Source organism: Pseudomonas orientalis (assembly GCF_022807995.1).
Lineage (GTDB): Bacteria > Pseudomonadota > Gammaproteobacteria > Pseudomonadales > Pseudomonadaceae > Aquipseudomonas > Aquipseudomonas orientalis_B.
Genome location: NZ_CP094351.1, coordinates 4,337,363 through 4,360,620, shown reverse-complemented (window position 1 = coordinate 4,360,620; position 23,258 = coordinate 4,337,363). Strand labels below are relative to the sequence as shown.

Here is a 23,258-nt window from a genome sequence, read left to right as displayed (position 1 = left end):
GCACGCGGTTTGCGATAGGGATCGTAGCGCAGGATTGTTCCTACAGGCCTCGCCAACAACAAATCCCTCCAGTGCAGGAGGGTTCGCAATTCAAGTGTCGTGGGCAATGGCGGATATTTGCCACACGGTGCGATTGAGGAACTTTGCAATGACGACTCGTCAGCCAATCTACAAATCCCTGTATTTCCAGGTGATCGTCGCAATCGTTATCGGTATTTTGCTCGGTCACTTCTACCCGCAGACCGGCGTGGCCCTCAAGCCACTGGGTGACGGCTTTATCAAGCTGATCAAAATGGTCATCGCCCCGATCATTTTCTGCACCGTGGTCAGCGGCATCGCTGGCATGCAGAGCATGAAATCGGTGGGCAAAACCGGCGGCTACGCGTTGCTGTATTTCGAAGTCGTTTCCACCATTGCCTTGCTGATCGGCCTGATCGTGGTCAACGTCGTGCAGCCGGGCGCCGGCATGCACATCGACGTGGCAACCCTGGATGCGTCCAAAGTCGCGGCCTACGTGACTGCCGGTAAAGACCAGAGCATCGTCGGCTTTATCCTCAACGTCATTCCGAACACCATCGTCGGCGCCTTCGCCAACGGCGACATCCTGCAAGTGCTGATGTTCTCGGTGATCTTCGGTTTCGCCCTGCACCGCCTGGGTGCCTACGGCAAGCCGGTGCTGGACTTCATCGATCGTTTCGCCCACGTGATGTTCAACATCATCAACATGATCATGAAGCTGGCGCCCATCGGTGCGCTGGGCGCCATGGCATTCACCATCGGTGCCTACGGTGTAGGTTCCCTGGTGCAGCTGGGTCAGTTGATGATCTGCTTCTACATCACCTGCGTGCTGTTCGTGGTGGTGGTGCTGGGCGCCATCTGCCGCGCCCACGGCTTCAGCGTATTGAAGCTGATTCGCTATATCCGCGAAGAGCTGCTGATCGTGCTGGGGACTTCGTCTTCCGAATCCGCACTGCCGCGCATGCTGATCAAGATGGAGCGCCTGGGCGCGAAAAAATCCGTGGTTGGCCTGGTGATCCCGACCGGCTACTCGTTCAACCTGGACGGTACGTCGATCTACCTGACCATGGCCGCCGTGTTCATCGCCCAGGCGACCGACACCCACATGGACATCACCCACCAGATTACCCTGCTGCTGGTGCTGCTGCTGTCCTCCAAGGGCGCTGCAGGTGTGACCGGCTCGGGCTTCATCGTGCTGGCTGCCACCCTGTCGGCTGTCGGCCACCTGCCGGTTGCCGGCTTGGCGCTGATCCTGGGTATCGACCGCTTCATGTCCGAAGCCCGCGCGCTGACCAACCTGGTGGGTAACGCCGTTGCCACCATCGTTGTGGCCAAGTGGGTCAAGGAACTGGACACCGACAAGCTGCAAAGCGAGCTGGCATCCGGCGGTACCGGTATCTCCGAAACCCGCGAAATCGACGACCTGGGCGTGGCCGAAGGCCCTGCACCTGTGGTCAAGTAAGCTGCAGATGGCGTGAACTAACGCCGACAGCCACACACAAACGCCCCGACTGGTTCGGGGCGTTTGCGTTTCTGGCGCGTCACGACAGTGGCTTTTGTTTTACAGTAAATGAATCGGTTGAAACGCTTGCGGGAGGTTTTGTGGACAGTGTGGATCTGAATGTCCTGCGCAGCGTGCTGGAATGGCGCCGTGCCGGGCAGCGTGTGGTGTTGTACAGCGTGGTGCAGACCTGGGGCAGCGCCCCGCGCCCGCCGGGGGCGATGTTGGCCTTGCGTGGCGACGGGGTGGTGATCGGCTCGGTGTCCGGCGGCTGCATCGAGGATGACTTGATCGCGCGCTTGCAGGATGGCCGTTTGCCAGATGACGGCCCGCCGGTGCAGTTGGTGACCTACGGCGTCACCCGCGATGAGGCGGCGCGCTTCGGCCTACCCTGCGGCGGCACCCTGCGCCTGACCGAAGAGCGGGTGGACGACTGGGCGTGGGTCGAGCAATTGCTCGCACGCTGCGAGGATCATCAAATCGTGGCGCGGGAGCTGGACCTGGCCACTGGCAACGTGACCCTCAGCGCCGCGAGCAAGACCGATGGGGTGACCTTTGACGAGCAGTGTCTGCGCGCCATCTATGGGCCACGCTGGCGACTGCTGTTGATCGGCGCCGGGCAGCTGTCACGCTACGTCGCGGAAATGGCGCGCTTGCTCGACTTCGAAGTGCTGATCTGCGATCCGCGTGAAGAGTTTGTGTATGGCTGGGAGGAACACCACGGCCGTTTCGTGCCGGGCATGCCCGATGAGGCGGTGCTCAATATCCAGACCGATGAACGCACGGCTATCGTCTGTCTGACCCACGACCCACGCCTGGATGACATGGCCTTGCTCACGGCGTTGAATTCCAGCGCATTCTACATCGGCGCCCTCGGTTCGCGGGTCAACACTCAGAAACGACGGGAAAACCTGGCGACGCTGGGGCTGTCGGCAGAAGCGATTGCGCGTTTGCATGGGCCCATCGGCTTGCACATCGGCAGCCATACGCCGGCGGAAATTGCCCTGTCGCTGATGGCGCAAATCGTCGCGATCAAGAACGGCGTGCAGCAGGCACATAAAAGATCGGATGCGGTGGTGGCCGGTTGATCGCCGCAATTATCCTGGCAGCGGGGCGCAGCAGTCGTTTTCGTGCCGTGACGGGACAGGACAAACTGTTGGCCTCTTGCGTGGGCCGTGACGGGGTGACGCGCTCGGTGCTCGACCACGTGCTCGTCAACTTGCCCCCCAGTGTGGGCAGGCGCTTGGTGGTAACCGCGTATGACCAGGCTGAAATCATACGTCTCGGACAAACACGCGGTTGCCAGGTGCTGACACTGAGCTCCACAGGCATGGCTGACAGCATCGCGCGAGCCGTTGCGGCCAGTAGCGACGCCGAGGGTTGGTTGATAGTGCTGGGAGATATGCCATTCATTCTGACCTCCACGATTGAAAGCGTGGTCGCTGGACTGACCGTCGATACCATCCGGGTGCCCGTCCATACGGAAAAGTATGGGCATCCTGTGGCCTTCGGAAGGGGGTGTGCTCAAGCACTGATGGAATTGTCCGGGGATGGCGGAGCCAGGCCTTTATTCGCTGCTTTTCAGGTTACGCCGGTGAATGTGATAGACCCCGGTGTGTTGTGGGATGTTGATGTGCCGACTGGTCTGCAATGGGAGCAGGTACGTGTGCCTACGAGTTGAGGTGGCGTCTTCCGATACTCAATTGCATGCGGTCTGATGGTTGCAATGCAGGGGCTCGCACTTAAATGAGGGCCTCTGGAGTACGGCTCCAGAGCTCTTTAATTGCAAGCACGGAGTAATAGCCATGAAAGTCAGTCCAGGCTCTTCACAGCCCTTCATCCCTCCAGCGACTCAGTCCACGTCTGCTTCCAGCACGTCGAATAATTCAAAAACCGAAGTCAAGGAAGAATCGAAAACTCAAGGGCACTCTTCGGAAAAAAGCAGGCCTATGATGCCGCTCAGTTCTGGGCAACGACTCCTTGAACAAGCGTCAAATCGTTACGATAAGATGTCGGGAGGCATGGGATGGTGAATGCACATCGAATGTGATCATTCAGTTTTCCGTTTTTCGATTTGAATAAAAAGCCCCGCCTGATCACTCAGGCGGGGCTTTTTAATGGCCGATGGAATCAGACGAGGGGTTTAGGCTCGTGCTCTTCTTCCTGGGCCTTGTGCTCTAACGCTGCAGCAGCAGCGGCAGCCTCGGCTTCCTTGCGGCGACGACGCACTTCACGTGGATCGTTCGGCGCACGGCCGTTTTCAGTCAGTGCACTGGCAGGTGCAGTTTCAACCGCCGGGGCAGCGACTTCGGCTACCACGGGGGTTTCGACCACCGGCGCAGGCTCGGCGACCGCCATTGGTTCGATCACCGGGGCGGGCTCAACGACTGGGGCAGGCTCGGCAACCATGACTTCGGCAACCGGAGCCTGCGCTTCTTCGACCACCGGCGCAGGCGCTGGCGCTTCTACCGGCGCGGCAGGTTCGGCAGTCCAGTGGAAGGCGGTCTGTTCTTCGCGAACTTCACGCACGACCGGGGCGGCTTCTTCGACAGCCGGCGCTTCAACAACGGCTTCAACCACTGGCTCAGGCTCGACGACCGGGGCGACTTCAACGGCAACCACTTCGGTCACGGGTTGAGCGTCGCGAACCGGTGCCACTTCCACTTCCGGAACCACTGGGGTTTCGATTGGGGTAGTGGCTTCGACCACCGGTGCTTCAACCACTGGGGTCTCGGCAGCGGGCGCTTCTGCAGCAGCGGTCTCTTCGACAGCAGCGGTAGCGCGTTCAGCCTGCTCATGAGCCTGGGCTTCGGCAGGAGCGCTGATGACCGAGCTGGCAACGGCAGCAGTCACGGCCAGGCCGGCAGCCAGGTCGGCACCGGTAGGCTCGTTGTTGGCGGCTTCTGCGTTCTCGCCGGCTTCTTCCGAGCCTTCGATCACGTTGCCGTTGGCATCACGCTGACGCTCACGACGATTGCTGCGACGACGCTGACCACGGGAACGGCGGCGTGGGCGATCGCCTTCGGCGTTGTCCTGGCCCTCTTCCTGCAGTTGCTCTTCGCCGGTCAGCACTTCTTCTTCACTGGCGGCAGCGGCCTGTTCGGCGCGCGGTTGACGCTCTTCACGCGGGGCGCGTGGTTGACGTTCCTCACGTGGCGCGCGCTCTTCACGCGGCTGGCGGGCCGGGCGTTCTTCGGTGGCAGTGGCAGTAGCAGTAGCAGCGGCGACGGCAGGCGCCGCGTCCAGGGGCTCGCGCAGTTCACGTACACGCTCTTCACGCTCGCCGCGCGGCTTGCGATCTTCGCGCGGGGCACGTGGGGTACGCGCACGCTCTTCGCGTGGCGCGCGTTCTTCACGGGCCACGGCCGGGGTTTCTTCACGGGCTTCGCGAGGTGCACGCTCTTCACGTGGCGCGCGCTCTTCACGCGGGGCACGTTCTTCGCGCGGCTTGCGCTCTTCGTCACGACGCCCGTTACGGTTACGGCTCTGCTGACGACCGTTGCGACGCTCTTCGTTACGCGCAGGGCGTTCGGCAGCGGCTTTTTCAACCACAACCGGGGCAGCAGGTTCTTCCTTGGTGGCGAACAGGCTGACCAGCGACTTCACCAGGCCTTTGAACAGGCTTGGCTCAGGCAGGGCGGCCGGCGCGGCAACCGGAGCAGCCGCTTCGGCCGGTACCGGTGCATTGGCGCGGGCCGGTGCGGTTTTCACGGCGGCTTCCTGGCGGACCAGGGTGCGGGTCGCCGCAGCCGGCTGGACTTCTTCCACTTCGGCGGCCGCTGCGGCGATTTCGTAGCTGGACTGGCCGCTGTGGGCTTCCGGGCTGTCATCGCGCAGGCGCTGCACTTCGAAGTGCGGCGTCTCGAGGTGATCGTTCGGCAGGATGACGATACGGGCACGGGTGCGCAGTTCGATCTTGGTGATCGAGTTGCGTTTTTCGTTGAGCAGGAAGGCGGCAACCGGGATCGGCACTTGTGCGCGAACTTCGGCAGTGCGGTCTTTCAGGGCTTCTTCTTCGATCAGGCGCAGGATCGCGAGCGACAGCGATTCAACGTCACGGATGATGCCGGTGCCGTTGCAACGCGGGCAGACGATGCCGCTGCTCTCGCCCAGGGATGGACGCAGGCGCTGACGGGACATTTCCAGCAGGCCGAAGCGCGAGATACGGCCCACTTGTACACGGGCGCGGTCAGCTTCCAGGCATTCGCGGACTTTCTCTTCCACGGCGCGCTGGTTCTTGGCCGGGGTCATGTCGATGAAGTCGATCACGATCAGGCCGCCGATATCACGCAGGCGCAGTTGGCGGGCGATTTCTTCAGCCGCTTCCAGGTTGGTCTGCAGGGCAGTTTCTTCGATGTCGCTACCCTTCGTGGCGCGCGCCGAGTTGATGTCGATGGACACCAGGGCTTCGGTCGGGTCGATCACGATGGAGCCGCCGGAAGGCAGTTCGACCACGCGCTGGAAGGCGGTCTCGATCTGGCTTTCGATCTGGAAACGGTTGAACAGCGGCACGCTGTCTTCGTAGAGCTTGATCTTGCTGGCGTACTGCGGCATCACCTGGCGGATGAAGGTCAGGGCTTCGTCCTGGGCTTCAACGCTGTCGATCAGCACTTCGCCGATGTCCTGGCGCAGATAATCGCGGATGGCGCGGATGATCACGTTGCTTTCCTGGTAGATCAGGAATGGCGCGGAACGATCCAGCGAGGCTTCTTTGATGGCGGTCCACAGTTGCAGCAGGTAGTCGAGGTCCCACTGCATTTCTTCGCTGCTGCGGCCAAGGCCTGCAGTGCGCACGATCAGGCCCATGTCGGCCGGTGCGATCAGGCCGTTCAGTGCTTCACGCAGTTCGTTGCGCTCTTCGCCTTCGATGCGACGGGAGATGCCGCCGGCACGCGGGTTGTTCGGCATCAGCACCAGGTAACGGCCGGCCAGGCTGATGAAGGTGGTCAGGGCGGCGCCCTTGTTGCCACGTTCTTCTTTCTCGACCTGGACGATGACTTCCTGGCCTTCGCTCAGGACGTCCTTGATGTTCACGCGGCCTTCAGGGGCTTTCTTGAAGTACTCGCGGGAGATTTCCTTGAGGGGCAGGAAGCCGTGGCGCTCGGAGCCGAAATCGACAAAGGCAGCCTCAAGGCTTGGTTCGATGCGAGTAATACGGCCTTTATATATGTTGGCCTTCTTTTGCTCGCGTGCACCGGATTCGATATCCAGGTCGTAGAGGCGCTGGCCATCTACCAGTGCAACACGCAACTCTTCGGGTTGAGTTGCGTTAATCAGCATTCTTTTCATGTTGTACCGTCGGTTTCCGGGCTGCCGGAAACGGCGTTCGGCACACACGACTTCTCACGGTCGGTGTCAGGTGCGTCAAGAGTGGTTGGCCACTCCAGTGTCCAGCAAAACCTGCCAATTGGGCGGGAATCGCGACGGACGCGTCCTGCTTGTTAGCGGTGGTGACAAAGGCACCACTTCAACAAAAGCTAAGGTCAGGAGGAGGAATCAACCGGCGACTGTGGACGAGATGAAGCGTCTAAATATAAGCCTAGTGCTACACGGTCCGACGGTTGTGCATCTCCACCCTACACGTATCCCTGATAATTCGGGTGCTGCCGCGCGCAGAATCCGCAGCGGGTTGGCATTTACCGTGTTCTCCAAAGGGGAGTCCACGCTCATGGCTAAACAAGACCAGGTGTGGGCGATTGCGCTCTCACCCGGCTCTTAACAGGCGTTGTTTCCGAAGCATTCGCCATGGTCTGGCTCAAGACTGACTGCACTTTGTGAACTGGCCGTAAATATCGGCGCAAAACGCGAGTATTCACTCTGCGTATCGCACTCGCTTCAGGCCTCATGTCACCTGCGCTTGTTACAATCCCAAGCCTTCCAGGGTGGCGAACGCCCCGTAGGACGGCCTCGCGTCCTGATGAATTGCGATGGTCAGGGCCGGCAGTTTGCCGCAAGTCCTCTGTCCAGGCCGCTTTTGGCGGCGTTCGCGACTATAGCAGCAATGATTAAGTGCTTCAATTCCATAAAAAATTGTTATCATCGCCGCCATGACCACTACCGCCCCCCAGACCCCCAGCGTCCAGCTGCTCGAGGTCTCGCCGGAATATGCCGGCCAACGCATCGATAATTTTCTCCTGGCCAGGCTCAAAGGCGTGCCCAAGACCTTGATCTACCGCATCCTGCGCAAAGGCGAGGTGCGGGTGAACAAGGGCCGGATCAAGCCCGAGTACAAGCTGCAGGCGGGCGATATCGTCCGTGTGCCGCCGGTGCGCGTGCCTGAGCGCGACGAGCCCGTGCCGCTCGCCCAGGGCTTGCTGCAGCGCCTGGAAGCGTCGATCGTGTTCGAAGATAACAAACTCATTGTGATCAACAAGCCCTGCGGCATTGCCGTTCACGGCGGCAGCGGCCTGACATTCGGTGTGATCGAAGCCTTCCGCCAGTTGCGCCCCGATGCCAAGGAACTGGAGCTGGTCCATCGCCTGGACCGCGACACCTCCGGCCTGTTGATGATCGCCAAGAAGCGCAGCATGTTGCGCCACCTGCACACCGCCCTGCGTGGCGACGGTGTGGACAAGCGCTACATGGCGCTGGTGCGCGGCAACTGGGCCAGTTCGATCAAGAGCGTGCGGGCGCCGTTGCAGAAGAGCAACCTGCGCTCCGGTGAGCGCATGGTGGAAGTGGACGAGGAGGGCAAAGAGGCCCTGACCCTGTTCAAGGTGCTGCGCCGCTTCGGCGACTTCGCCACGCTGGTCGAGGCCAAGCCGGTGACCGGGCGTACCCACCAGATTCGCGTGCACACCCTGCATGCCGGTCACTGCATTGCTGGCGACACCAAATACGGCGACGAGGATTTCTCCAGGGAGATCCGTGACCTGGGCGGCAAGCGCCTGTTCCTGCACGCCTACATGCTGACCGTGCCGCTGCCCGATGGTGGCGAGCTGAAGTTGCAGGCGCCGGTCGACGAAATGTGGGCCAAGACCGTGGAGCGCCTGAGTGTCGCACCTTGATTACAAGCTGCTGATTTTCGACTGGGACGGCACCCTGGCCAATTCCATTGGGCGCATCGTTGAGTCGATGCACGTGGCGTCGACCCGCTCGGGCTTCGAGTTGTGCAGCGACCTGGCGGTCAAGGGCATTATCGGTCTGGGCTTGCCTGAAGCGATTCGCACGCTGTATCCGCAGATATCCGACACCGAGCTGGTCGCTTTCCGTGAGCATTACGCCGAGCACTACATTGCGCTGGAAGCCGAGCCTTCGCCGCTGTTTGAGGGGGTGGTGCAGTCGCTGCAAGCATTTCGTGCCGAGGGTTATTACCTGGCCGTCGCCACGGGCAAGGCGCGTCGCGGGCTGGATCGGGTGCTCAAGGCGCACGGCTGGGGAGACTATTTCGATATCACTCGCGCGGCGGATGAAACTGCCAGTAAACCTCACCCTCTGATGCTGGAGCAGATCCTGGCGCATTGCGGCGTATCGCCGCGCCAGGCATTGATGGTGGGCGATGCCTCCTTCGACCTGATGATGGCGCGCAATGCGGGTATGGACAGCGTGGCGGTCAGCTATGGCGCCCAGTCTGCGGAAGCCCTGCAGCAATACGAGCCCAGGGTTACGATCGATCATTTTTCGCAATTGCAGGCCTGGCTAAGCCGGGCTCAATGAGACTTTGCTGGGGTTGATGGCATGAGTGACGAGTGGAAAGCGCCGGAAAAAGCAGAAAGCGGTGATGACAAAAGCTGGAAGCTGCTGGAGAAAACCCTCCTGGCCAGCGTGCAGGAGCAGCGCCGTGCGCGGCGCTGGGGGATTTTCTTCAAGCTGCTGACCTTCACTTACCTGTTGCTCATGCTGGCGCTGTTCAGTCCGTTGATGGACATGGAAAAGAGCGCCACCCGTGGCAGCCAGTACACCGCCTTGATCGAGGTGCGCGGGGTGATCGCCGACAAGGAGCCTGCCAGCGCCGACAATATTGTCAGCAGCCTGCGCGCCGCCTTCGAAGACCCCAAGGTCAAGGGCGTGATCCTGCGTATCAACAGCCCGGGCGGCAGTCCGGTACAGTCGGGCTATGTGTATGACGAGATTCGTCGCCTGCGCGCCCTGCATCCTGATATCAAGCTCTATGCGGTGATCTCGGACCTGGGCGCCTCGGGTGCCTATTATATTGCCAGCGCCGCAGACCAGATCTATGCCGACAAGGCCAGTCTGGTGGGCTCCATTGGCGTGACGGCGGCCGGTTACGGCTTTGTCGGCACCATGGAGAAGCTGGGTGTGGAGCGTCGCACCTACACCTCGGGCGAGCACAAGGCGTTCCTCGATCCGTTCCAGCCGCAGAAGGCCGATGAAACCGCGTTCTGGCAGGGCGTGCTCGACACCACTCATCGCCAGTTTATTGCCAGCGTCAAGCAAGGGCGTGGCGATCGGCTCAAGGACAAGGAGCACCCGGAGCTGTTTTCCGGGCTGGTGTGGTCGGGCGAGCAGGCATTGCCGCTGGGGTTGATCGACGGCTTGGGCAGCGCCAGTTCCGTGGCGCGGGATGTGGTTGGCGAGAAAGAACTGGTGGACTTTACGGTCGAGGAATCGCCGTTTGACCGGTTTTCCAAGAAGCTTGGTGCCAGCGTGGCCGAGAAGCTGGCGTTGTATATGGGCTTCCAGGGCCCGACCCTGCGCTGATCTCAAGCCAGCAGTAGATCAAAATGTGGGAGGGGGCTTGCCCCCGATGACGGTGTGTCAGCGATAGATAAGCTGGCTGATCCACCGCTATCGGGGGCAAGCCCCCTCCCACATTTGGTCGATGTGTACTTAAGGAATGTGTACGCCTTCAGCCAGCAGCATGTCCACCAGTCGGATCAGCGGCAGGCCAACAAGGCTGGTGGCATCAGGCCCGTCAGTGCTCTGGAACAGGCTCACACCCAGCCCCTCGGCCTTGAAGCTGCCCGCGCAGTCATAGGGCTGTTCGATCCGCAGGTAGCGCTCGACGCGTTCCGCGTCCAGTTCACGCATGTGCACGGTAAAAGGCACGCAGTCGACCTGGCAGTGCCCCGTCTCGCTGTTGAGCAGTGCCAAGCCTGTAAGAAAGCTCACACGCTTGCCGCTGGCCGCCAACAATTGCTCGCGGGCATTTTCAAAGGTGTGGGGCTTGCCGATGATCCGGCCTTCCAGTGCCGCTACCTGATCAGAGCCAATGATCAAATGGCCGGGGTGGCTGGCGGCGAGGGCGCGCGCTTTCTGTTCGGCCAGGCGCTTGACCAGCTCCACGGCGGATTCGTCGTCGCGATGGCTTTCATCGATGTCCGGCGAGCTGCAGGTGAACGGCAAGTGCAGGCGGCTCAGTAATTCCCGACGATAAACCGAGCTGGACGCGAGTAATAAAGGCAGCATATACGTCTCCTCAAGACAGCCGCCGATTCTAGCGGCGTGACCGGCTGACGCACAGGGCTGAATTTCCTTTGACATGGCCGGGTGCATCCCTATAATGCTGCGCCTATGTTGAATGACCCGATTCCACCTCACGTTGACCCGCGCAAATTGGCTGATCGTGGCACTTCCCTTCAAGGTGAATTGCCGCTGGCCGATTTGGAGAGACTCTGCGACTCGCTTTCCGACACTGTCGGTGCGGTCCAGGCCAAATTCGTTTTTGAACGAGATGAACGTAAATCTGTGGTCATCCACAGCCTTATCGACACCGAAGTCAAAATGGTTTGCCAGCGTTGTCTTGAGCTGGTCACCCTGCCGATCCACAGCGAGTGCAGTTATGCCGTGGTGAAGGAGGGTGCGAATACCCAGTCGTTGCCGAAAGGTTATGACGTGCTGGAACTGGGCGAAGATCCTTTGGATCTGCATGCACTGATCGAGGAGGAGCTTTTGCTCGCCTTGCCCATTGTGCCTGCTCATCATCCGGAAGAATGCCAGCAGCCGGCGGGCCTCGATGACGAGCCCGAACCGAGCGAGGACGAGGTAACGCGGTCCAACCCGTTCAGTGTATTGGCGCAGTTAAAGCGTGACCCAAACGTTTAGGAGTTAATCAATTATGGCTGTTCAGCAGAACAAAAAATCCCGCTCCGCCCGTGATATGCGCCGTTCGCACGACGCTCTCGAGGCTAGCACCCTGTCCGTGGAAAAGACCACCGGTGAAGTTCACCTGCGTCACCACGTATCGCCAGAAGGCGTATACCGTGGCCGTAAAGTGATCGACAAGGGCGCTGACGAGTAATCACTTGTCTGCTCAAGTCATCGCGATTGACGCAATGGGCGGGGACTTCGGTCCCCGCAGCATTGTTCAGGCCTGCATTGCCAGCCTGTCTGCTACGCCCTCGCTGCACCTGACCCTTGTCGGTCAACCCTCTTTACTTGAAGAACTGATTGCCAGCCATCCGGCGGTGGATCGCGCGCGCCTGACGGTTACCGCGGCCAGCGAAACCATCACCATGGACGAAAAACCGGCGGCGGCCCTGCGCGGCAAGCCCGACTCGTCCATGCGCGTGGCCCTGGAGCTGTTGCGCGACGCCAAGGTGCAGGCCTGTGTCAGCGCCGGCAATACCGGCGCGCTGATGGCCCTGTCGCGGCATGTGCTCAAGACCCTGCCGGGCATTGATCGGCCGGCGATGGTGGCGGCGATTCCTACGCAGCAAGGTTATTGCCAATTGCTGGACCTGGGCGCGAACGTCGATTGCAGTGCAGAGCACCTGTTCCAGTTCGCCGTGATGGGCTCGGTGGCCGCCGAAGCCCTGGGCGTGGTCCGGCCAAGGGTGGCCCTGCTGAATATCGGCACCGAGGAGATCAAGGGCAACCAGCAGGTCAAGCTGGCCGCTACTTTGTTGCAAGGTGCGCCGGGCTTGAACTATATCGGTTTTGTCGAGGGTGACGGTTTGTACCGAGGCGAAGCGGATGTGGTGGTGTGCGACGGGTTTGTCGGCAATATCCTGCTCAAATCCAGCGAAGGTTTGGCGACCATGATCGCCACACGCATTGAAGTGCTGTTCAAGCAGAACCTGATGTCGCGTGCGGTTGGCGCCCTGGCGCTGCCGCTGATGCGCCGTCTGCAGGCCGACCTGGCCCCGGCGCGGCACAACGGTGCGAGTTTTCTCGGATTGCAGGGCATTGTGGTGAAAAGCCATGGCTCGGCGGGTGTCGAGGGCTTTCAGAGTGCGATTGCGCGGGCCGTGATCGAGATTCAGGAAAACCTGCCGCAACGCGTGCGCGGTCGTCTTGAGGAGCTGTTGCTTTAGGCGAATCGGCCCGGGAGTGCTTAAATGTGACCGGCCAGTTCAATTGACCATCCAATCTGTCAGTTTCGTGCGCTCCCACCGTAGGCGTGCGCATTTTTGACGACCAGATCATTAGGGGCTTGTTACATGTCTACATCCCTCGCATTCGTCTTTCCAGGGCAGGGTTCGCAGTCCCTCGGCATGTTGGCCGAGCTGGGCGCGCAATATCCGCTGATCCTGGACACTTTCAAGGAAGCTTCCGAGGCCCTGGGTTACGACCTGTGGGCACTGACCCAGCAGGGGCCGGAAGAGCAACTCAATCAAACCGACAAGACCCAACCGGCCATCCTGACCGCTTCGATCGCCCTGTGGCGCTTGTGGCTGGCTGAAGGCGGCGCGCGCCCGGCATTCGTTGCCGGTCACAGCTTGGGCGAGTACAGCGCCCTGGTGGCGGCGGGCAGCCTGACCCTCGGTGAAGCGGTCAAGCTGGTCGAGCGTCGTGGCCAGTTGATGCAGGAGGCCGTTCCGGCCGGGCAGGGCGGTATGGCCGCTATCCTGGGTCTGGATGACGCGGTGGTGATCGAAGCCTGCGCCGAAGCGGCGCAGGGCGACGTGGTCAGCGCGGTGAATTTCAACTCCCCTGGCCAGGTGGTCATCGCGGGTGCCAAGGCGGCGGTAGAACGCGCCATCGAAGGCTGCAAGGCGCGTGGCGCCAAGCGTGCGCTGCCGTTGCCGGTCAGCGTGCCATCGCACTGCGAACTGATGCGCCCGGCGGCCGAGCGTTTTGCCGAGTCCATCGCCGACATTAACTGGCAGGCGCCGCAGATCCCGCTGGTGCAGAACGTCAGCGCGGCGGTGGCTCCTGATCTGGACACCCTCAAGCGTGACCTGCTGGAGCAACTCTACAAGCCGGTACGCTGGGTTGAGTCGGTGCAGACCCTGGCCGCCAACGGCGCTACCGAACTGGTCGAGTGCGGCCCGGGCAAAGTCCTGGCCGGCCTGAACAAGCGCTGCGCCGACGGCGTATCGACTGCCAACCTCAATACCCCGGATGCCTTCGCTGCCGCTCGTGCGGCGCTGGCCTGATCCCCGAACTTAGGAGAAGCCTGCATGAGTCTGCAAGGTAAAGTTGCACTGGTTACCGGCGCAAGCCGTGGCATCGGCCAGGCGATCGCCCTGGAACTGGGCCGTCAGGGCGCCGTCGTGATCGGCACCGCCACGTCCGCCTCGGGGGCCGAGCGTATCGCCGCAACCCTGAAGGAAAACGGCGTGCAGGGCACCGGTCTCGAGCTGAACGTGACCAGTGACGAGTCCGTGGCGGCCGTGCTGGCCGCGATCACCGCTCAGTTCGGTGCCCCGGCGATTCTGGTGAACAATGCCGGTATCACCCGCGATAACCTGATGATGCGCATGAAAGACGACGAATGGTACGACGTGGTCGATACCAATCTGAACAGTCTGTTCCGCCTCTCCAAGGGCGTTTTGCGCGGCATGACCAAGGCGCGCTGGGGTCGAATTATCAATATTGGCTCAGTAGTGGGTGCCATGGGCAACGCCGGCCAAGTAAACTACGCTGCGGCCAAGGCCGGTCTGGAAGGTTTCAGCCGTGCACTGGCACGTGAAGTCGGTTCGCGGTCGATTACGGTAAACTCGGTGGCTCCAGGGTTCATCGACACCGATATGACCCGCGAACTGCCCGAAGCACAGCGTGAAGCCTTGCTGACGCAGATTCCGCTGGGCCGTCTGGGCCAGGCTCAAGAGATCGCGAATGTGGTCACTTTTCTGGCATCCGACGGTGCGGCATACGTGACTGGGGCTACAATCCCGGTGAACGGCGGGATGTACATGAGTTAAATTGTGACGGATCGCTTCAAAAATATGTCATACGAGCTGTCTAAAATCCGTTATAAAGCTGCAACTTAATTTATAGGCAGGTGGCCGGGCGGGTACAGGATGAAGCTTTCGGTTGAAAAACCGAAATGGCTTTCTATACACTTACCCACTGGCCAGCTGCCTGAATTTGTCCATTAGGAGTTAAACAAGGTATGAGCACCATCGAAGAGCGCGTCAAGAAAATCGTCGCCGAGCAACTGGGCGTTAAGGAAGAAGAAGTGGTCAACACGGCTTCCTTCGTAGAAGACCTGGGTGCCGATTCCCTTGACACCGTTGAGCTGGTGATGGCTCTGGAAGAGGAATTCGAGACCGAAATCCCGGACGAAGAAGCTGAAAAAATCACTACTGTTCAAGCTGCCATCGACTACGTTACTAGCCACCAGGCGTAATAGTTTGTAGTCGTCGCCTGCTGTCAGGGAAAAACCGCACTGCTGTAACGGCGTGCGGTTTTTTCTTTAAGCGGTGACGAAAAGTACGCTGCGAAGCAAAGTGTCGTCATTAGAAAAAGGAGAGTGCTGTGTCGCGTAGACGCGTCGTAGTCACCGGTATGGGTATGTTGTCGCCACTGGGCACGGATGTGCCAAGCAGTTGGCAGGGCATTCTGGCTGGCCACAGTGGTATCGGTCTGATCGAACACACGGACCTTTCTGCCTATTCCACCCGTTTTGGCGGCTCGGTAAAGGGTTTCAATGTCGAGCAATACCTCTCGCTCAAAGAATCGCGCAAGCTCGACCTGTTCATTCAGTACGGCCTGGCAGCCGGTTTTCAGGCAGTTCGTAACGCCGGCCTGGAAGTCACCGACGCCAACCGTGAGCGCATCGGCGTGGCCATGGGTTCGGGGATTGGTGGCCTGACCAATATCGAAGAAACCAGTCGCACGCTGCACGATTCCGGCCCCCGTCGAATTTCACCGTTCTTCGTGCCGGGCTCGATCATCAATATGATTTCCGGTTTCCTGTCCATCCATCTGGGCGCACAGGGGCCTAACTACGCCATCGCAACGGCGTGCACCACCGGCACGCACTGCATCGGCATGGCGGCGCGCAACATTGCTTACGATGAAGCTGACGTGATGATCGCCGGTGGCGCCGAGATGGCCGCCTGTGGCCTGGGCATGGGCGGCTTCGGCGCGTCCCGTGCGCTGTCGACCCGCAACGATGAACCGACCCGCGCCAGCCGTCCGTGGGACAAGGGCCGTGACGGTTTCGTGCTGTCCGACGGTGCCGGTGCCCTGGTACTTGAAGAGTTGGAGCATGCCAAGGCGCGTGGTGCCACCATCTACGCCGAGCTGATCGGGTTTGGCATGAGCGGCGATGCCTATCACATGACCTCGCCACCGTCCGACGGTGCCGGTGCTGCACGCTGCATCACCAACGCCTTGCGCGATGCGAAGGTCAATGCTGACCAGGTGCAGTACATCAATGCCCATGGCACTTCGACGCCGACCGGTGACCTGGCGGAAGCCGAGGCCATCAAGTCGGTGTTCGGTGAGCACGCCTACAAGCTGGCGGTCAGTTCCACCAAATCCATGACCGGCCATCTGTTGGGCGCGGCGGGTGCGGTCGAGGCGATCTTCAGTGTGATGGCCATCAAGGACCAGGTCGCTCCGCCGACCATCAACCTTGATGAGCCGGACGAAGGCTGCGATCTGAACTTCGTGCCGCACGAAGCACAAGCGATGCCGATCGACGTGGTGATCTCCAACTCGTTCGGGTTTGGTGGCACCAACGGCTCGCTGGTGTTCCGCCGGTTCGCCGAGTGATGCACAGCTGGGTCGACGGTCAGCCAGCGGACAGCGTGCCCCTGAAAGATCGCGGCCTGGCGTATGGCGATGGTGTGTTTGAAACCATCGCGGTCAAGGCCGGGCAGCCGCTGCTGCTCGACCGTCATCTGCAGCGCCTTGATGAGGGCTGCAGGCGCCTCGTATTGGCGGCGGATCACACTTTGGTCCGCAGCGAAGTGCTGGCCTACGCCGCAGCCCTTGGCGATGGCGTGCTCAAGTTGATCCTTACCCGTGGCGACAGCCAGCGGGGTTACGGCATCAATCCCGATGCCGCCGTCCGCCGTATCTTGCAGGGCGGTCCGCCCGCCACTTATCCCCAAAGCCATGGAACCGACGGCATCCGCCTGTTCCCGTGCGCCACCCGCCTGGCCGAACAACCGCTGCTGGCCGGACTCAAACACCTGAACCGCCTTGAACAGGTGATCGCCCGCGCCGAATGGCGGGATGCCGAGCATGCCGAAGGCTTGATGCTGGATAGGTCCGGGCGTGTCATCGAAGGCGTGTTCAGCAACCTGTTTCTGGTGCGCAACGGCGTGTTACTAACCGCTGATCTGACGCGTTGCGGCGTTGCCGGGGTGATGCGCGCCGAGATTCTGGCCCAGGCGCAAGCCCTGAGCGTCCCGGTGGCCGTGGCCGACATCCGCCTGGAGCAGTTGCAACAGGCTGACGAAGTCTTCGTCTGTAACAGCATTTATGGCATCTGGCCGGTACGCAAGTGCGCTGGGATGAGCTGGTCGGTTGGGCCGCTCACCCGTAAACTGCAGGGCATTGTTCGCGCGCTATTGGATATTTGAGTGATACGAAAACTGGTTGTACTGCTGCTGATCGGTCTGTTCTCGGCGGCTTTGCTGTTGGGCTTTTGCGCCTGGAAATACAACGCTGCGCTGAAGCAGCCGTTGCATCTGACCCAGGAGCAGTTGCTCGATGTACCGGCAGGGGCGACGCCCACCGGCACCTTCAATCGTCTGGAAGCCGATGGCGTGCTCGACGGTGCCTTCTGGCTGCGTCTTTACTGGCGCTTGAACCTCGACGGCCAGCCGCTGCACAGCGGCGAATACCGCATGACCCCGGGCCTCACCGCCGAAGGCCTGATCGGCCTGTGGCAACGTGGCGAAGTGGTGCAGTACAGCCTGACCCTGGTCGAAGGCTGGAACTTTCGCCAGGTACGCTCGGCCCTGGCCAAGCACGAAAAGATCGTGCAGACCCTTGCCGGTCTCAGCGACAACGAAGTGATGGACAAGCTCGGCCACCCTGGCGTGTTCCCTGAAGGACGGTTCTTTCCGGACACCTACCGGTTTGTGCGTGGCATGACGGACGTCGAATTTCTGAAGAAAGCCTACAACCGCCTGGACGATGTGCTGGCCCAGGAGTGGAGCAGGCGCGCCGCTGATGTGCCTTACACCGAGCCTTATCAAGCGCTGATCATGGCCTCCCTGGTGGAAAAGGAGACCGGTGTGCCCGAAGAGCGCGGGCAAATTGCCGGTGTGTTCGTACGTCGCTTGAAGATGGGCATGATGTTGCAGACCGATCCCACGGTGATCTATGGCCTGGGTGAGCGCTACAACGGCAAGCTGACCCGCGCCCATCTCAAGGAAGCCAACCCTTACAACACCTACATGATCGCCGGCCTGCCGCCGACGCCCATCGCCATGGTGGGCCGCGAGGCGATTCATGCCGCGCTGAATCCGGTGCCGGGCAGCAGCCTGTATTTTGTCGCCCGTGGCGATGGCAGCCATATTTTCTCGGATGACCTGGATGCGCATAATGCCGCCGTGCGTGAGTTTCAACTCAAGCGCCGCGCCGATTACCGCTCCAGCCCGGCACCGCAGGTCAAGCCGCTGGAGAATACGGTGCCGCCCATTGACGTACCGGTAGACCCCGCGCCGGACACCAGCGCCCCGCAAAGCCCGCAATGACTCTGACTAAGGACTGCCTGTGACCGGCTTGTTTATGACCCTCGAAGGCCCGGAAGGCGCCGGCAAAAGCACCAACCGCGATTACCTGGCCGAGCGCCTGCGCGCCGCGGGCATCGAAGTGGTGTTGACCCGTGAGCCCGGCGGTACGCCGCTGGCCGAGCGCATCCGTGAGGTATTGCTGACGCCGGGTGAGGAGCCAATGAACCCCGACACCGAGCTGCTGCTGGTGTTCGCCGCCCGCGCCCAGCATCTGGCCGAGGTGATCCGACCAGCCCTGGCCCGCGGTGCCGTGGTGATCTGCGACCGTTTTACCGACTCCACCTACGCCTATCAGGGCGGTGGTCGCGGCTTGTGCCAGGAGCGTATCGCTGCCCTGGAAACCTTCGTACAGGGTGATCTGCGCCCCGACTTGACCCTGCTGTTCGACCTGCCGGTGGAAGTGGGTATGGCCCGCGCCAGCGCGCGCGGTCGCCTGGATCGTTTCGAGCTGGAAGGCCAGGCATTTTTCGACGTCGTGCGCACCGCGTTCCTCGAGCGTGCCAGGGCGGAGCCTGCGCGTTATCACCTGCTTGACGCAGCCCAGCCGCTGGCTCAGGTGCAGCAAGCCCTTGATGCGCTGTTGCCCACCCTTTTGGAGCGCGCCCGTGGCTGAAGCCTACCCGTGGCAGGACGGCCTCTGGCAGCAATTGGCCGGCCGTGCCCAACACGCCCACGCTTATTTGCTGCACGGCCCGACAGGCATTGGCAAACGTGCCCTGGCCGAGCGTTTGATGGCCAGCCTGTTGTGCAAGCGCCCGGTTGAGCTGCAGGCCTGCGGTGCATGCAAATCCTGCCTGCTGCTGAAGGCCGGCAGTCACCCCGATAACTATGTGCTGGAGCCTGAGGAAGCGGACAAGGCGATCAAGGTCGACCAGGTGCGCGACCTGGTCAGCTTCGTGGTGCAAACCGCGCAGATGGGCGGGCGCAAGGTGGTGCTGATCGAACCGGTGGAGGCCATGAACATCAACGCCGCCAACGCGTTGCTCAAGAGTCTGGAAGAGCCGTCCGGCGACACCGTGCTGTTGCTGGTGAGCCATCAATCCAGCCGCTTGTTGCCGACCATTCGCAGCCGTTGCGTGCAACAGGCGTGTCCGTTGCCGAGCGAGGCCATGAGTCTGCAATGGCTGGCGCAGGCGCTGCCGGATTGCTCGGCGCAAGAACGAATCGAATTGCTGACCCTGGCCGCAGGCTCCCCGTTGGCGGCGGTAAAGCTGCAGGCCCAGGGCGTGCGAGAGCAACGTGCGCTGGTGGTAGACGGTGTGAAGAAGCTGATCAAACAGGAACTGTCCGCCACGCAATTGGCCGAAAGTGCGTGGAAGGACATTCCCCTGCTGCTGTTGTTCGACTGGTTCTGCGACTGGTCCAGTCTGATCCTGCGCTACCAGTTGACCCAGGACGAAGACGGCCTCGGTTTGCCGGACATGCGTAAGGTGGTGCAATACCTTGCGCAGAAAAGTGCCCAGGACAAGGTGCTGAGCATTCAGGACTGGATTCTCGCCCAGCGCCAGAAAGTGCTCGGCAAGGCCAACCTCAACCGCGTGCTGTTGCTTGAAGCACTGCTGGTCCAATGGGTCGGCTTGCTCGGCCGGCGTTAATTTCCTTTGCCGACGGGTGTATCGTCGACCAGACACTACTCAAGTTGTAATTGCCCATGCTCGTAGATTCCCATTGCCATCTTGACCGTCTTGATCTCGCCCAGCACAACGGCTCGCTGGACGCCGCCCTCGACGCTGCGCGCCAGCGCGGGGTAGGTCACTTCCTGTGCATTGGCGTCAGTGCTGAAAATGCCGCCGACGTCAAAGCCCTCGCTGATCGCTACGCCGATGTGGATTGTTCGGTGGGCATTCACCCGCTGGACCTCAAGCCCGGCGAAGCACCGGCCCTGGACTGGCTGCTCGGCGAACTCAATCACCCGCGCGTCGTCGCCATTGGCGAGACCGGCCTGGATTATCACTACGAACCGGAAGCCGCCGATCTGCAGCAGGCCTCATTCCGCCTGCACCTGCAGGCTGGGCAACACACCGGCAAACCGGTGATCGTCCACACCCGTGGGGCTCGCGCCGATACCCTGACCCTCCTGCGCGAAGCCGCGCTGCCCCAGGCCGGTGTGCTGCATTGCTTTACCGAAGACTGGGAGATGGCCAAGGCCGCCCTGGACCTGGGCTTCTATATTTCCTTGTCGGGCATCGTTACCTTCCGCAATGCCGACGCGTTGCGTGATGTGGCGCGCCAGGTGCCTGCCGACCGGTTGCTGGTGGAAACCGATTCACCGTACCTGGCGCCGATCCCCCATCGCGGCAAGCCGAACCTGCCGGAGTATGTGCGTGACGTGGCGGATTACCTGGCGATGCTGCGCGGCGAGTCCTACGAGCGCTTCGCCGAACAGACGACCGAGAACTTCAAGCGTCTGTTTCCATTGGCCCATGTGGCCGGCGCTACTAGTTCTGCGACGTAGCGCGCTTGCCTTGCACTGTAGGAGCGAGCTTGCTCGCGAAAAACGTCAACGATAACGCGTGCATCCTGGATTAACGCGGTGTCTATGAGTTCTTCGCGAGCAAGCTCGCTCCTACAGGAGAAAATCGCAGGCAAAAAAAACCCGGGTTCGGGGGGGGGAATCCGGGCTAAGACCATTAGGAGTAAAACAAGGGCACGCAGTCCGTCGGTACCCAGGTCGACGCTTCACTTGGGGGAGATGTCGCGCCGACACTTGAAGTATTGATCACTCTCGGATTCAGTCCAGTCTCGATTGATCGATTTTTAAACAGATTTGGAATACGCGCGCTTCCCTTGAGTTCTCATTGAACGGATGCGCAGGTCTGAATGGCGCGTATCGTTTCTGACTGATATCAGCCAAATCGTTGGCGTACTGAAAGTAAAGTTCATAACCGGTTCACATAGGCGTTGCCCAACGACCGTTCAGTCGGGATAATCCCTCGTATTGGGTAAATCGTATCGCCACGTATCCTTGGCTTGCGCAACCCTTCCTATTCCGACCTTTGCAGACCTCTTCCTCATGCATAAAGAACCCCGTAAGGTCCGTGAGTTTCGCCGCCGTGAGCAGGAAATTCTCGACACCGCACTCAAATTGTTCCTCGAACAAGGCGAAGACAGCGTCACCGTCGAGATGATCGCGGATGCCGTGGGTATCGGCAAAGGCACTATCTACAAGCACTTCAAATCCAAGGCCGAGATTTACCTGCGCCTGATGCTCGACTACGAGCGTGACTTGAACGAGCTGCTGCATTCGGCCGATGTCGACAAGGACAAAGAGGCCTTGTCCCGGGCCTATTTCGAGTTCCGCATGCGCGATCCGCAGCGCTACCGCCTGTTTGACCGCCTGGAAGAAAAGGTCGTCAAGGGCCATCAAGTGCCGGAAATGGTCGAGGAACTGCACAAAATCCGCGCCTCGAACTTTGAACGCCTGACCTTGCTGATCAAGGGCCGTATCAGCGAAGGCAAGCTCGAAGACGTGCCTCCGTACTTCCACTACTGCGCCGCCTGGGCCTTGGTGCATGGCGCTGTGGCGCTGTATCACTCGCCGTTCTGGAGCAATGTGCTGGAAGACCAGGAAGGGTTCTTCCAGTTCCTGATGGATATTGGCGTGCGCATGGGCAACAAGCGCAAGCACAGTGCCGAGCTGCCGTCCGTGGAATCGCCGTCCACTTGATGATTGGCTGCCACGCGCAGTACCCCAGGAATATACTCAGGCAAGGACCCTTGCTAAAAGCTGATTTATCAGTCAGCTTTTAGTGCGCCCCGATTCATCCTCTGCCGGAGTGGTTCATGATCGTTGATCGTCAAGGCAGGCGATTTCGCAATTTGCGGATCAGCCTGACCTCAGCCTGCAATTACGCCTGTACCTATTGCGTGCCCAACGGCAAGCGGCTGGTGGCTGCCCAGGACGAACTCTCGGCCCAGGCCATGGCGCGAGGCGTGGCTTACTTAATCGAAGCGGCCGGCATCGAGCGCCTGCGGATTACCGGTGGTGAGCCGCTGGTGAGCCCCAAGCTGGAAGCTTTCATGGACGCGGTGGGGCGGATGGGGCTCAGCGATATCAGCCTGACTACCAATGGCCAGTTGCTGGCGCGCAAACTGCCACTGCTGGTGGACGCCGGTATCCGGCGCATCAACGTGTCCCTTGACACTCTGAATGCCGACGCCTTCCGCAGCATCGCCCGCGGTGGTGACCTGGCCACCGTGCTCGACGGTATGGACCAGGCCCGCGCGGCCGGGATCAAGATCAAGGTCAATATGGTGCCCTTGCGCGGCCAGAACCTGGACCAGGTAATGCCGTTGCTCGATTACTGCCTGGAGCGGGGCTACGAGCTGCGCTTTATCGAATTGATGCGCATGGGCCACTTGGCCAAGGACTCCAATGCCTTCCTGCAGCAATTTGTCAGCCTGCAACAATTGCTCAGCCTGATCGGCGAACAGCATGAATACCTGCAGGCCAATGCGCCCGTCGATGCTACGGCGGTGCGCTACGAGGTGCCGGGCAAGGGCTTCTTTGGCGTGATTGCCAATGAAAGCGTGCCGTTCTGCCGCACCTGTTCACGGTTGCGGCTGTCGTCTACGGGGTGGTTGCATGGTTGCCTGTCTTCGAGCAATCGTCACTATGTCGGCGACCTGCTGGACAAGCCGCGCCACCAGGCGCTGCCGGCGCTGCAAGGTCTGCTGATGAAGGCCCTGGGCGACAAGCAGGAAGTGGCCTTCTCGGGCGGCGCGACGGTGATGAAGATCATTGGCGGCTAACTTCCTCCAATGTGGATGCGGTCTGTAGGAGCGAGCTTGCTCGCGAAAAACGTCAACGATAACGCGTGCCTTCTGAATGAGCGCGGTGCCTGTGGGTTTTTCGCGAGCAAGCTCGCTCCTACAGGGCATCAGGGCTTGCCCCCTCCCACATTTGATTCAAG

General features: G+C 60.9%; 22 protein-coding genes. 20 read left to right on the top strand and 2 right to left on the bottom strand.

The window, feature by feature from the left end:
* Positions 1–148 precede the first annotated feature (148 nt).
* The 3 genes from MRY17_RS19340 to MRY17_RS19330 all read left to right on the top strand — a co-directional run bounded on the left by MRY17_RS19340 (position 149) and on the right by MRY17_RS19330 (position 3,200).
* Entirely contained in the window at positions 149–1,480 is a 1,332-nt protein-coding gene (locus MRY17_RS19340; protein WP_065884792.1) for a dicarboxylate/amino acid:cation symporter, read from the top strand.
* A 140-nt stretch (positions 1,481–1,620) separates the two neighbouring features.
* Positions 1,621–2,607, top strand: coding sequence for an XdhC family protein (locus MRY17_RS19335; protein ID WP_243352710.1), 987 nt, complete (start codon positions 1,621–1,623; stop codon positions 2,605–2,607).
* On the top strand, positions 2,604–3,200 hold the full coding sequence (locus tag MRY17_RS19330; protein WP_124359476.1) for a nucleotidyltransferase family protein: 597 nt from the start codon (positions 2,604–2,606) through the stop codon (positions 3,198–3,200). Before MRY17_RS19335 ends, MRY17_RS19330 begins: the two co-directional genes overlap by 4 nt.
* 449 nt (positions 3,201–3,649) lie before the next feature.
* Here MRY17_RS19330 and rne read toward each other — a convergent pair whose 3' ends face one another.
* Complete coding sequence (rne, locus tag MRY17_RS19325) at positions 3,650–6,808, bottom strand: ribonuclease E (RefSeq protein WP_243352709.1); 3,159 nt, start codon at positions 6,806–6,808, stop codon at positions 3,650–3,652.
* A 758-nt stretch (positions 6,809–7,566) separates the two neighbouring features.
* Here rne and rluC point away from each other — a divergent pair.
* From rluC to MRY17_RS19310, 3 genes are read left to right on the top strand one after another with little or no spacing between them, the layout of a single operon-like run.
* A complete protein-coding gene (gene rluC / locus MRY17_RS19320) occupies positions 7,567–8,526 on the top strand; it encodes a 23S rRNA pseudouridine(955/2504/2580) synthase RluC (protein ID WP_065951059.1) in 960 nt (319 codons plus the stop codon).
* Positions 8,513–9,175 (top strand): HAD-IA family hydrolase, encoded by a 663-nt coding sequence (locus MRY17_RS19315; RefSeq protein ID WP_181283065.1) that lies wholly within the window; start codon positions 8,513–8,515, stop codon positions 9,173–9,175. Before rluC ends, MRY17_RS19315 begins: the two co-directional genes overlap by 14 nt.
* 21 nt (positions 9,176–9,196) lie before the next feature.
* Positions 9,197–10,180, top strand: a complete 984-nt coding sequence (locus MRY17_RS19310) for a S49 family peptidase (protein WP_181283066.1) — start codon at positions 9,197–9,199, stop codon at positions 10,178–10,180.
* A gap of 129 nt (positions 10,181–10,309) precedes the next feature.
* Here MRY17_RS19310 and MRY17_RS19305 read toward each other — a convergent pair whose 3' ends face one another.
* Positions 10,310–10,888 (bottom strand): Maf family protein, encoded by a 579-nt coding sequence (locus tag MRY17_RS19305; RefSeq protein ID WP_191952248.1) that lies wholly within the window; start codon positions 10,886–10,888, stop codon positions 10,310–10,312.
* Positions 10,889–10,993: 105 nt separating this feature from the next.
* On the opposite strand from MRY17_RS19305, the gene MRY17_RS19300 reads away from it, so the two are divergent.
* The 14 genes from MRY17_RS19300 (at position 10,994) to MRY17_RS19235 (ending at position 23,097) form a co-directional block, all read left to right on the top strand.
* Complete coding sequence (locus tag MRY17_RS19300) at positions 10,994–11,524, top strand: YceD family protein (protein WP_057721115.1); 531 nt, start codon at positions 10,994–10,996, stop codon at positions 11,522–11,524.
* A 13-nt stretch (positions 11,525–11,537) separates the two neighbouring features.
* The gene (rpmF, locus tag MRY17_RS19295; RefSeq protein WP_003179396.1) at positions 11,538–11,720 is read left to right on the top strand and encodes a 50S ribosomal protein L32; all 183 of its coding nucleotides are present in this window, start codon (positions 11,538–11,540) and stop codon (positions 11,718–11,720) included.
* Between the two features lie 4 nt (positions 11,721–11,724).
* Positions 11,725–12,735: a phosphate acyltransferase PlsX gene (plsX, locus tag MRY17_RS19290; protein ID WP_243352708.1), complete on the top strand. Its 1,011-nt coding sequence runs from the start codon at positions 11,725–11,727 to the stop codon at positions 12,733–12,735.
* Positions 12,736–12,861: 126 nt separating this feature from the next.
* The gene (gene fabD / locus MRY17_RS19285; RefSeq protein ID WP_243352707.1) at positions 12,862–13,800 is read left to right on the top strand and encodes an ACP S-malonyltransferase; all 939 of its coding nucleotides are present in this window, start codon (positions 12,862–12,864) and stop codon (positions 13,798–13,800) included.
* 24 nt (positions 13,801–13,824) lie between these two features.
* Positions 13,825–14,568: a 3-oxoacyl-ACP reductase FabG gene (gene fabG / locus MRY17_RS19280; protein ID WP_057721118.1), complete on the top strand. Its 744-nt coding sequence runs from the start codon at positions 13,825–13,827 to the stop codon at positions 14,566–14,568.
* A gap of 191 nt (positions 14,569–14,759) precedes the next feature.
* Positions 14,760–14,996 (top strand): acyl carrier protein, encoded by a 237-nt coding sequence (gene acpP / locus MRY17_RS19275; protein ID WP_003175607.1) that lies wholly within the window; start codon positions 14,760–14,762, stop codon positions 14,994–14,996.
* Between the two features lie 128 nt (positions 14,997–15,124).
* Entirely contained in the window at positions 15,125–16,369 is a 1,245-nt protein-coding gene (gene fabF, locus MRY17_RS19270; RefSeq protein ID WP_181283070.1) for a beta-ketoacyl-ACP synthase II, read from the top strand.
* Complete coding sequence (gene pabC / locus MRY17_RS19265; RefSeq protein ID WP_191952246.1) at positions 16,369–17,184, top strand: aminodeoxychorismate lyase; 816 nt, start codon at positions 16,369–16,371, stop codon at positions 17,182–17,184. The genes fabF and pabC overlap by 1 nt, the downstream gene beginning before the upstream one ends.
* Entirely contained in the window at positions 17,185–18,306 is a 1,122-nt protein-coding gene (gene mltG / locus MRY17_RS19260) for an endolytic transglycosylase MltG (RefSeq protein ID WP_191952245.1), read from the top strand.
* A 19-nt stretch (positions 18,307–18,325) separates the two neighbouring features.
* Positions 18,326–18,958 carry a dTMP kinase gene (gene tmk / locus MRY17_RS19255; protein WP_243352706.1) on the top strand — a complete coding sequence of 211 codons (633 nt, stop codon included), beginning with the start codon at positions 18,326–18,328 and terminating at the stop codon, positions 18,956–18,958.
* The gene (locus tag MRY17_RS19250; protein WP_243352705.1) at positions 18,951–19,940 is read left to right on the top strand and encodes a DNA polymerase III subunit delta'; all 990 of its coding nucleotides are present in this window, start codon (positions 18,951–18,953) and stop codon (positions 19,938–19,940) included. The genes tmk and MRY17_RS19250 overlap by 8 nt, the downstream gene beginning before the upstream one ends.
* 56 nt (positions 19,941–19,996) lie before the next feature.
* Positions 19,997–20,800, top strand: a complete 804-nt coding sequence (locus tag MRY17_RS19245) for a TatD family hydrolase (RefSeq protein WP_243352704.1) — start codon at positions 19,997–19,999, stop codon at positions 20,798–20,800.
* A gap of 558 nt (positions 20,801–21,358) precedes the next feature.
* Positions 21,359–22,012 (top strand): TetR/AcrR family transcriptional regulator, encoded by a 654-nt coding sequence (locus MRY17_RS19240; RefSeq protein ID WP_243352703.1) that lies wholly within the window; start codon positions 21,359–21,361, stop codon positions 22,010–22,012.
* Positions 22,013–22,128: 116 nt separating this feature from the next.
* A complete protein-coding gene (locus MRY17_RS19235) occupies positions 22,129–23,097 on the top strand; it encodes a GTP 3',8-cyclase MoaA (RefSeq protein ID WP_191952242.1) in 969 nt (322 codons plus the stop codon).
* Positions 23,098–23,258: the final 161 nt, after the last annotated feature.

Coding starts and splice junctions, on each gene's coding strand:
- MRY17_RS19340 (WP_065884792.1), top strand. CDS start 149: ATGACGACTCGTCAGCCAATCTACAAATCCCTGTATTTCCAGGTGATC.
- rne (WP_243352709.1), bottom strand. CDS start 6,808: ATGAAAAGAATGCTGATTAACGCAACTCAACCCGAAGAGTTGCGTGTT.
- rluC (WP_065951059.1), top strand. CDS start 7,567: ATGACCACTACCGCCCCCCAGACCCCCAGCGTCCAGCTGCTCGAGGTC.
- MRY17_RS19310 (WP_181283066.1), top strand. CDS start 9,197: ATGAGTGACGAGTGGAAAGCGCCGGAAAAAGCAGAAAGCGGTGATGAC.
- MRY17_RS19305 (WP_191952248.1), bottom strand. CDS start 10,888: ATGCTGCCTTTATTACTCGCGTCCAGCTCGGTTTATCGTCGGGAATTA.
- MRY17_RS19300 (WP_057721115.1), top strand. CDS start 10,994: ATGTTGAATGACCCGATTCCACCTCACGTTGACCCGCGCAAATTGGCT.
- rpmF (WP_003179396.1), top strand. CDS start 11,538: ATGGCTGTTCAGCAGAACAAAAAATCCCGCTCCGCCCGTGATATGCGC.
- fabD (WP_243352707.1), top strand. CDS start 12,862: ATGTCTACATCCCTCGCATTCGTCTTTCCAGGGCAGGGTTCGCAGTCC.
- fabG (WP_057721118.1), top strand. CDS start 13,825: ATGAGTCTGCAAGGTAAAGTTGCACTGGTTACCGGCGCAAGCCGTGGC.
- acpP (WP_003175607.1), top strand. CDS start 14,760: ATGAGCACCATCGAAGAGCGCGTCAAGAAAATCGTCGCCGAGCAACTG.
- pabC (WP_191952246.1), top strand. CDS start 16,369: ATGCACAGCTGGGTCGACGGTCAGCCAGCGGACAGCGTGCCCCTGAAA.
- MRY17_RS19245 (WP_243352704.1), top strand. CDS start 19,997: ATGCTCGTAGATTCCCATTGCCATCTTGACCGTCTTGATCTCGCCCAG.
- MRY17_RS19240 (WP_243352703.1), top strand. CDS start 21,359: ATGCATAAAGAACCCCGTAAGGTCCGTGAGTTTCGCCGCCGTGAGCAG.
- MRY17_RS19235 (WP_191952242.1), top strand. CDS start 22,129: ATGATCGTTGATCGTCAAGGCAGGCGATTTCGCAATTTGCGGATCAGC.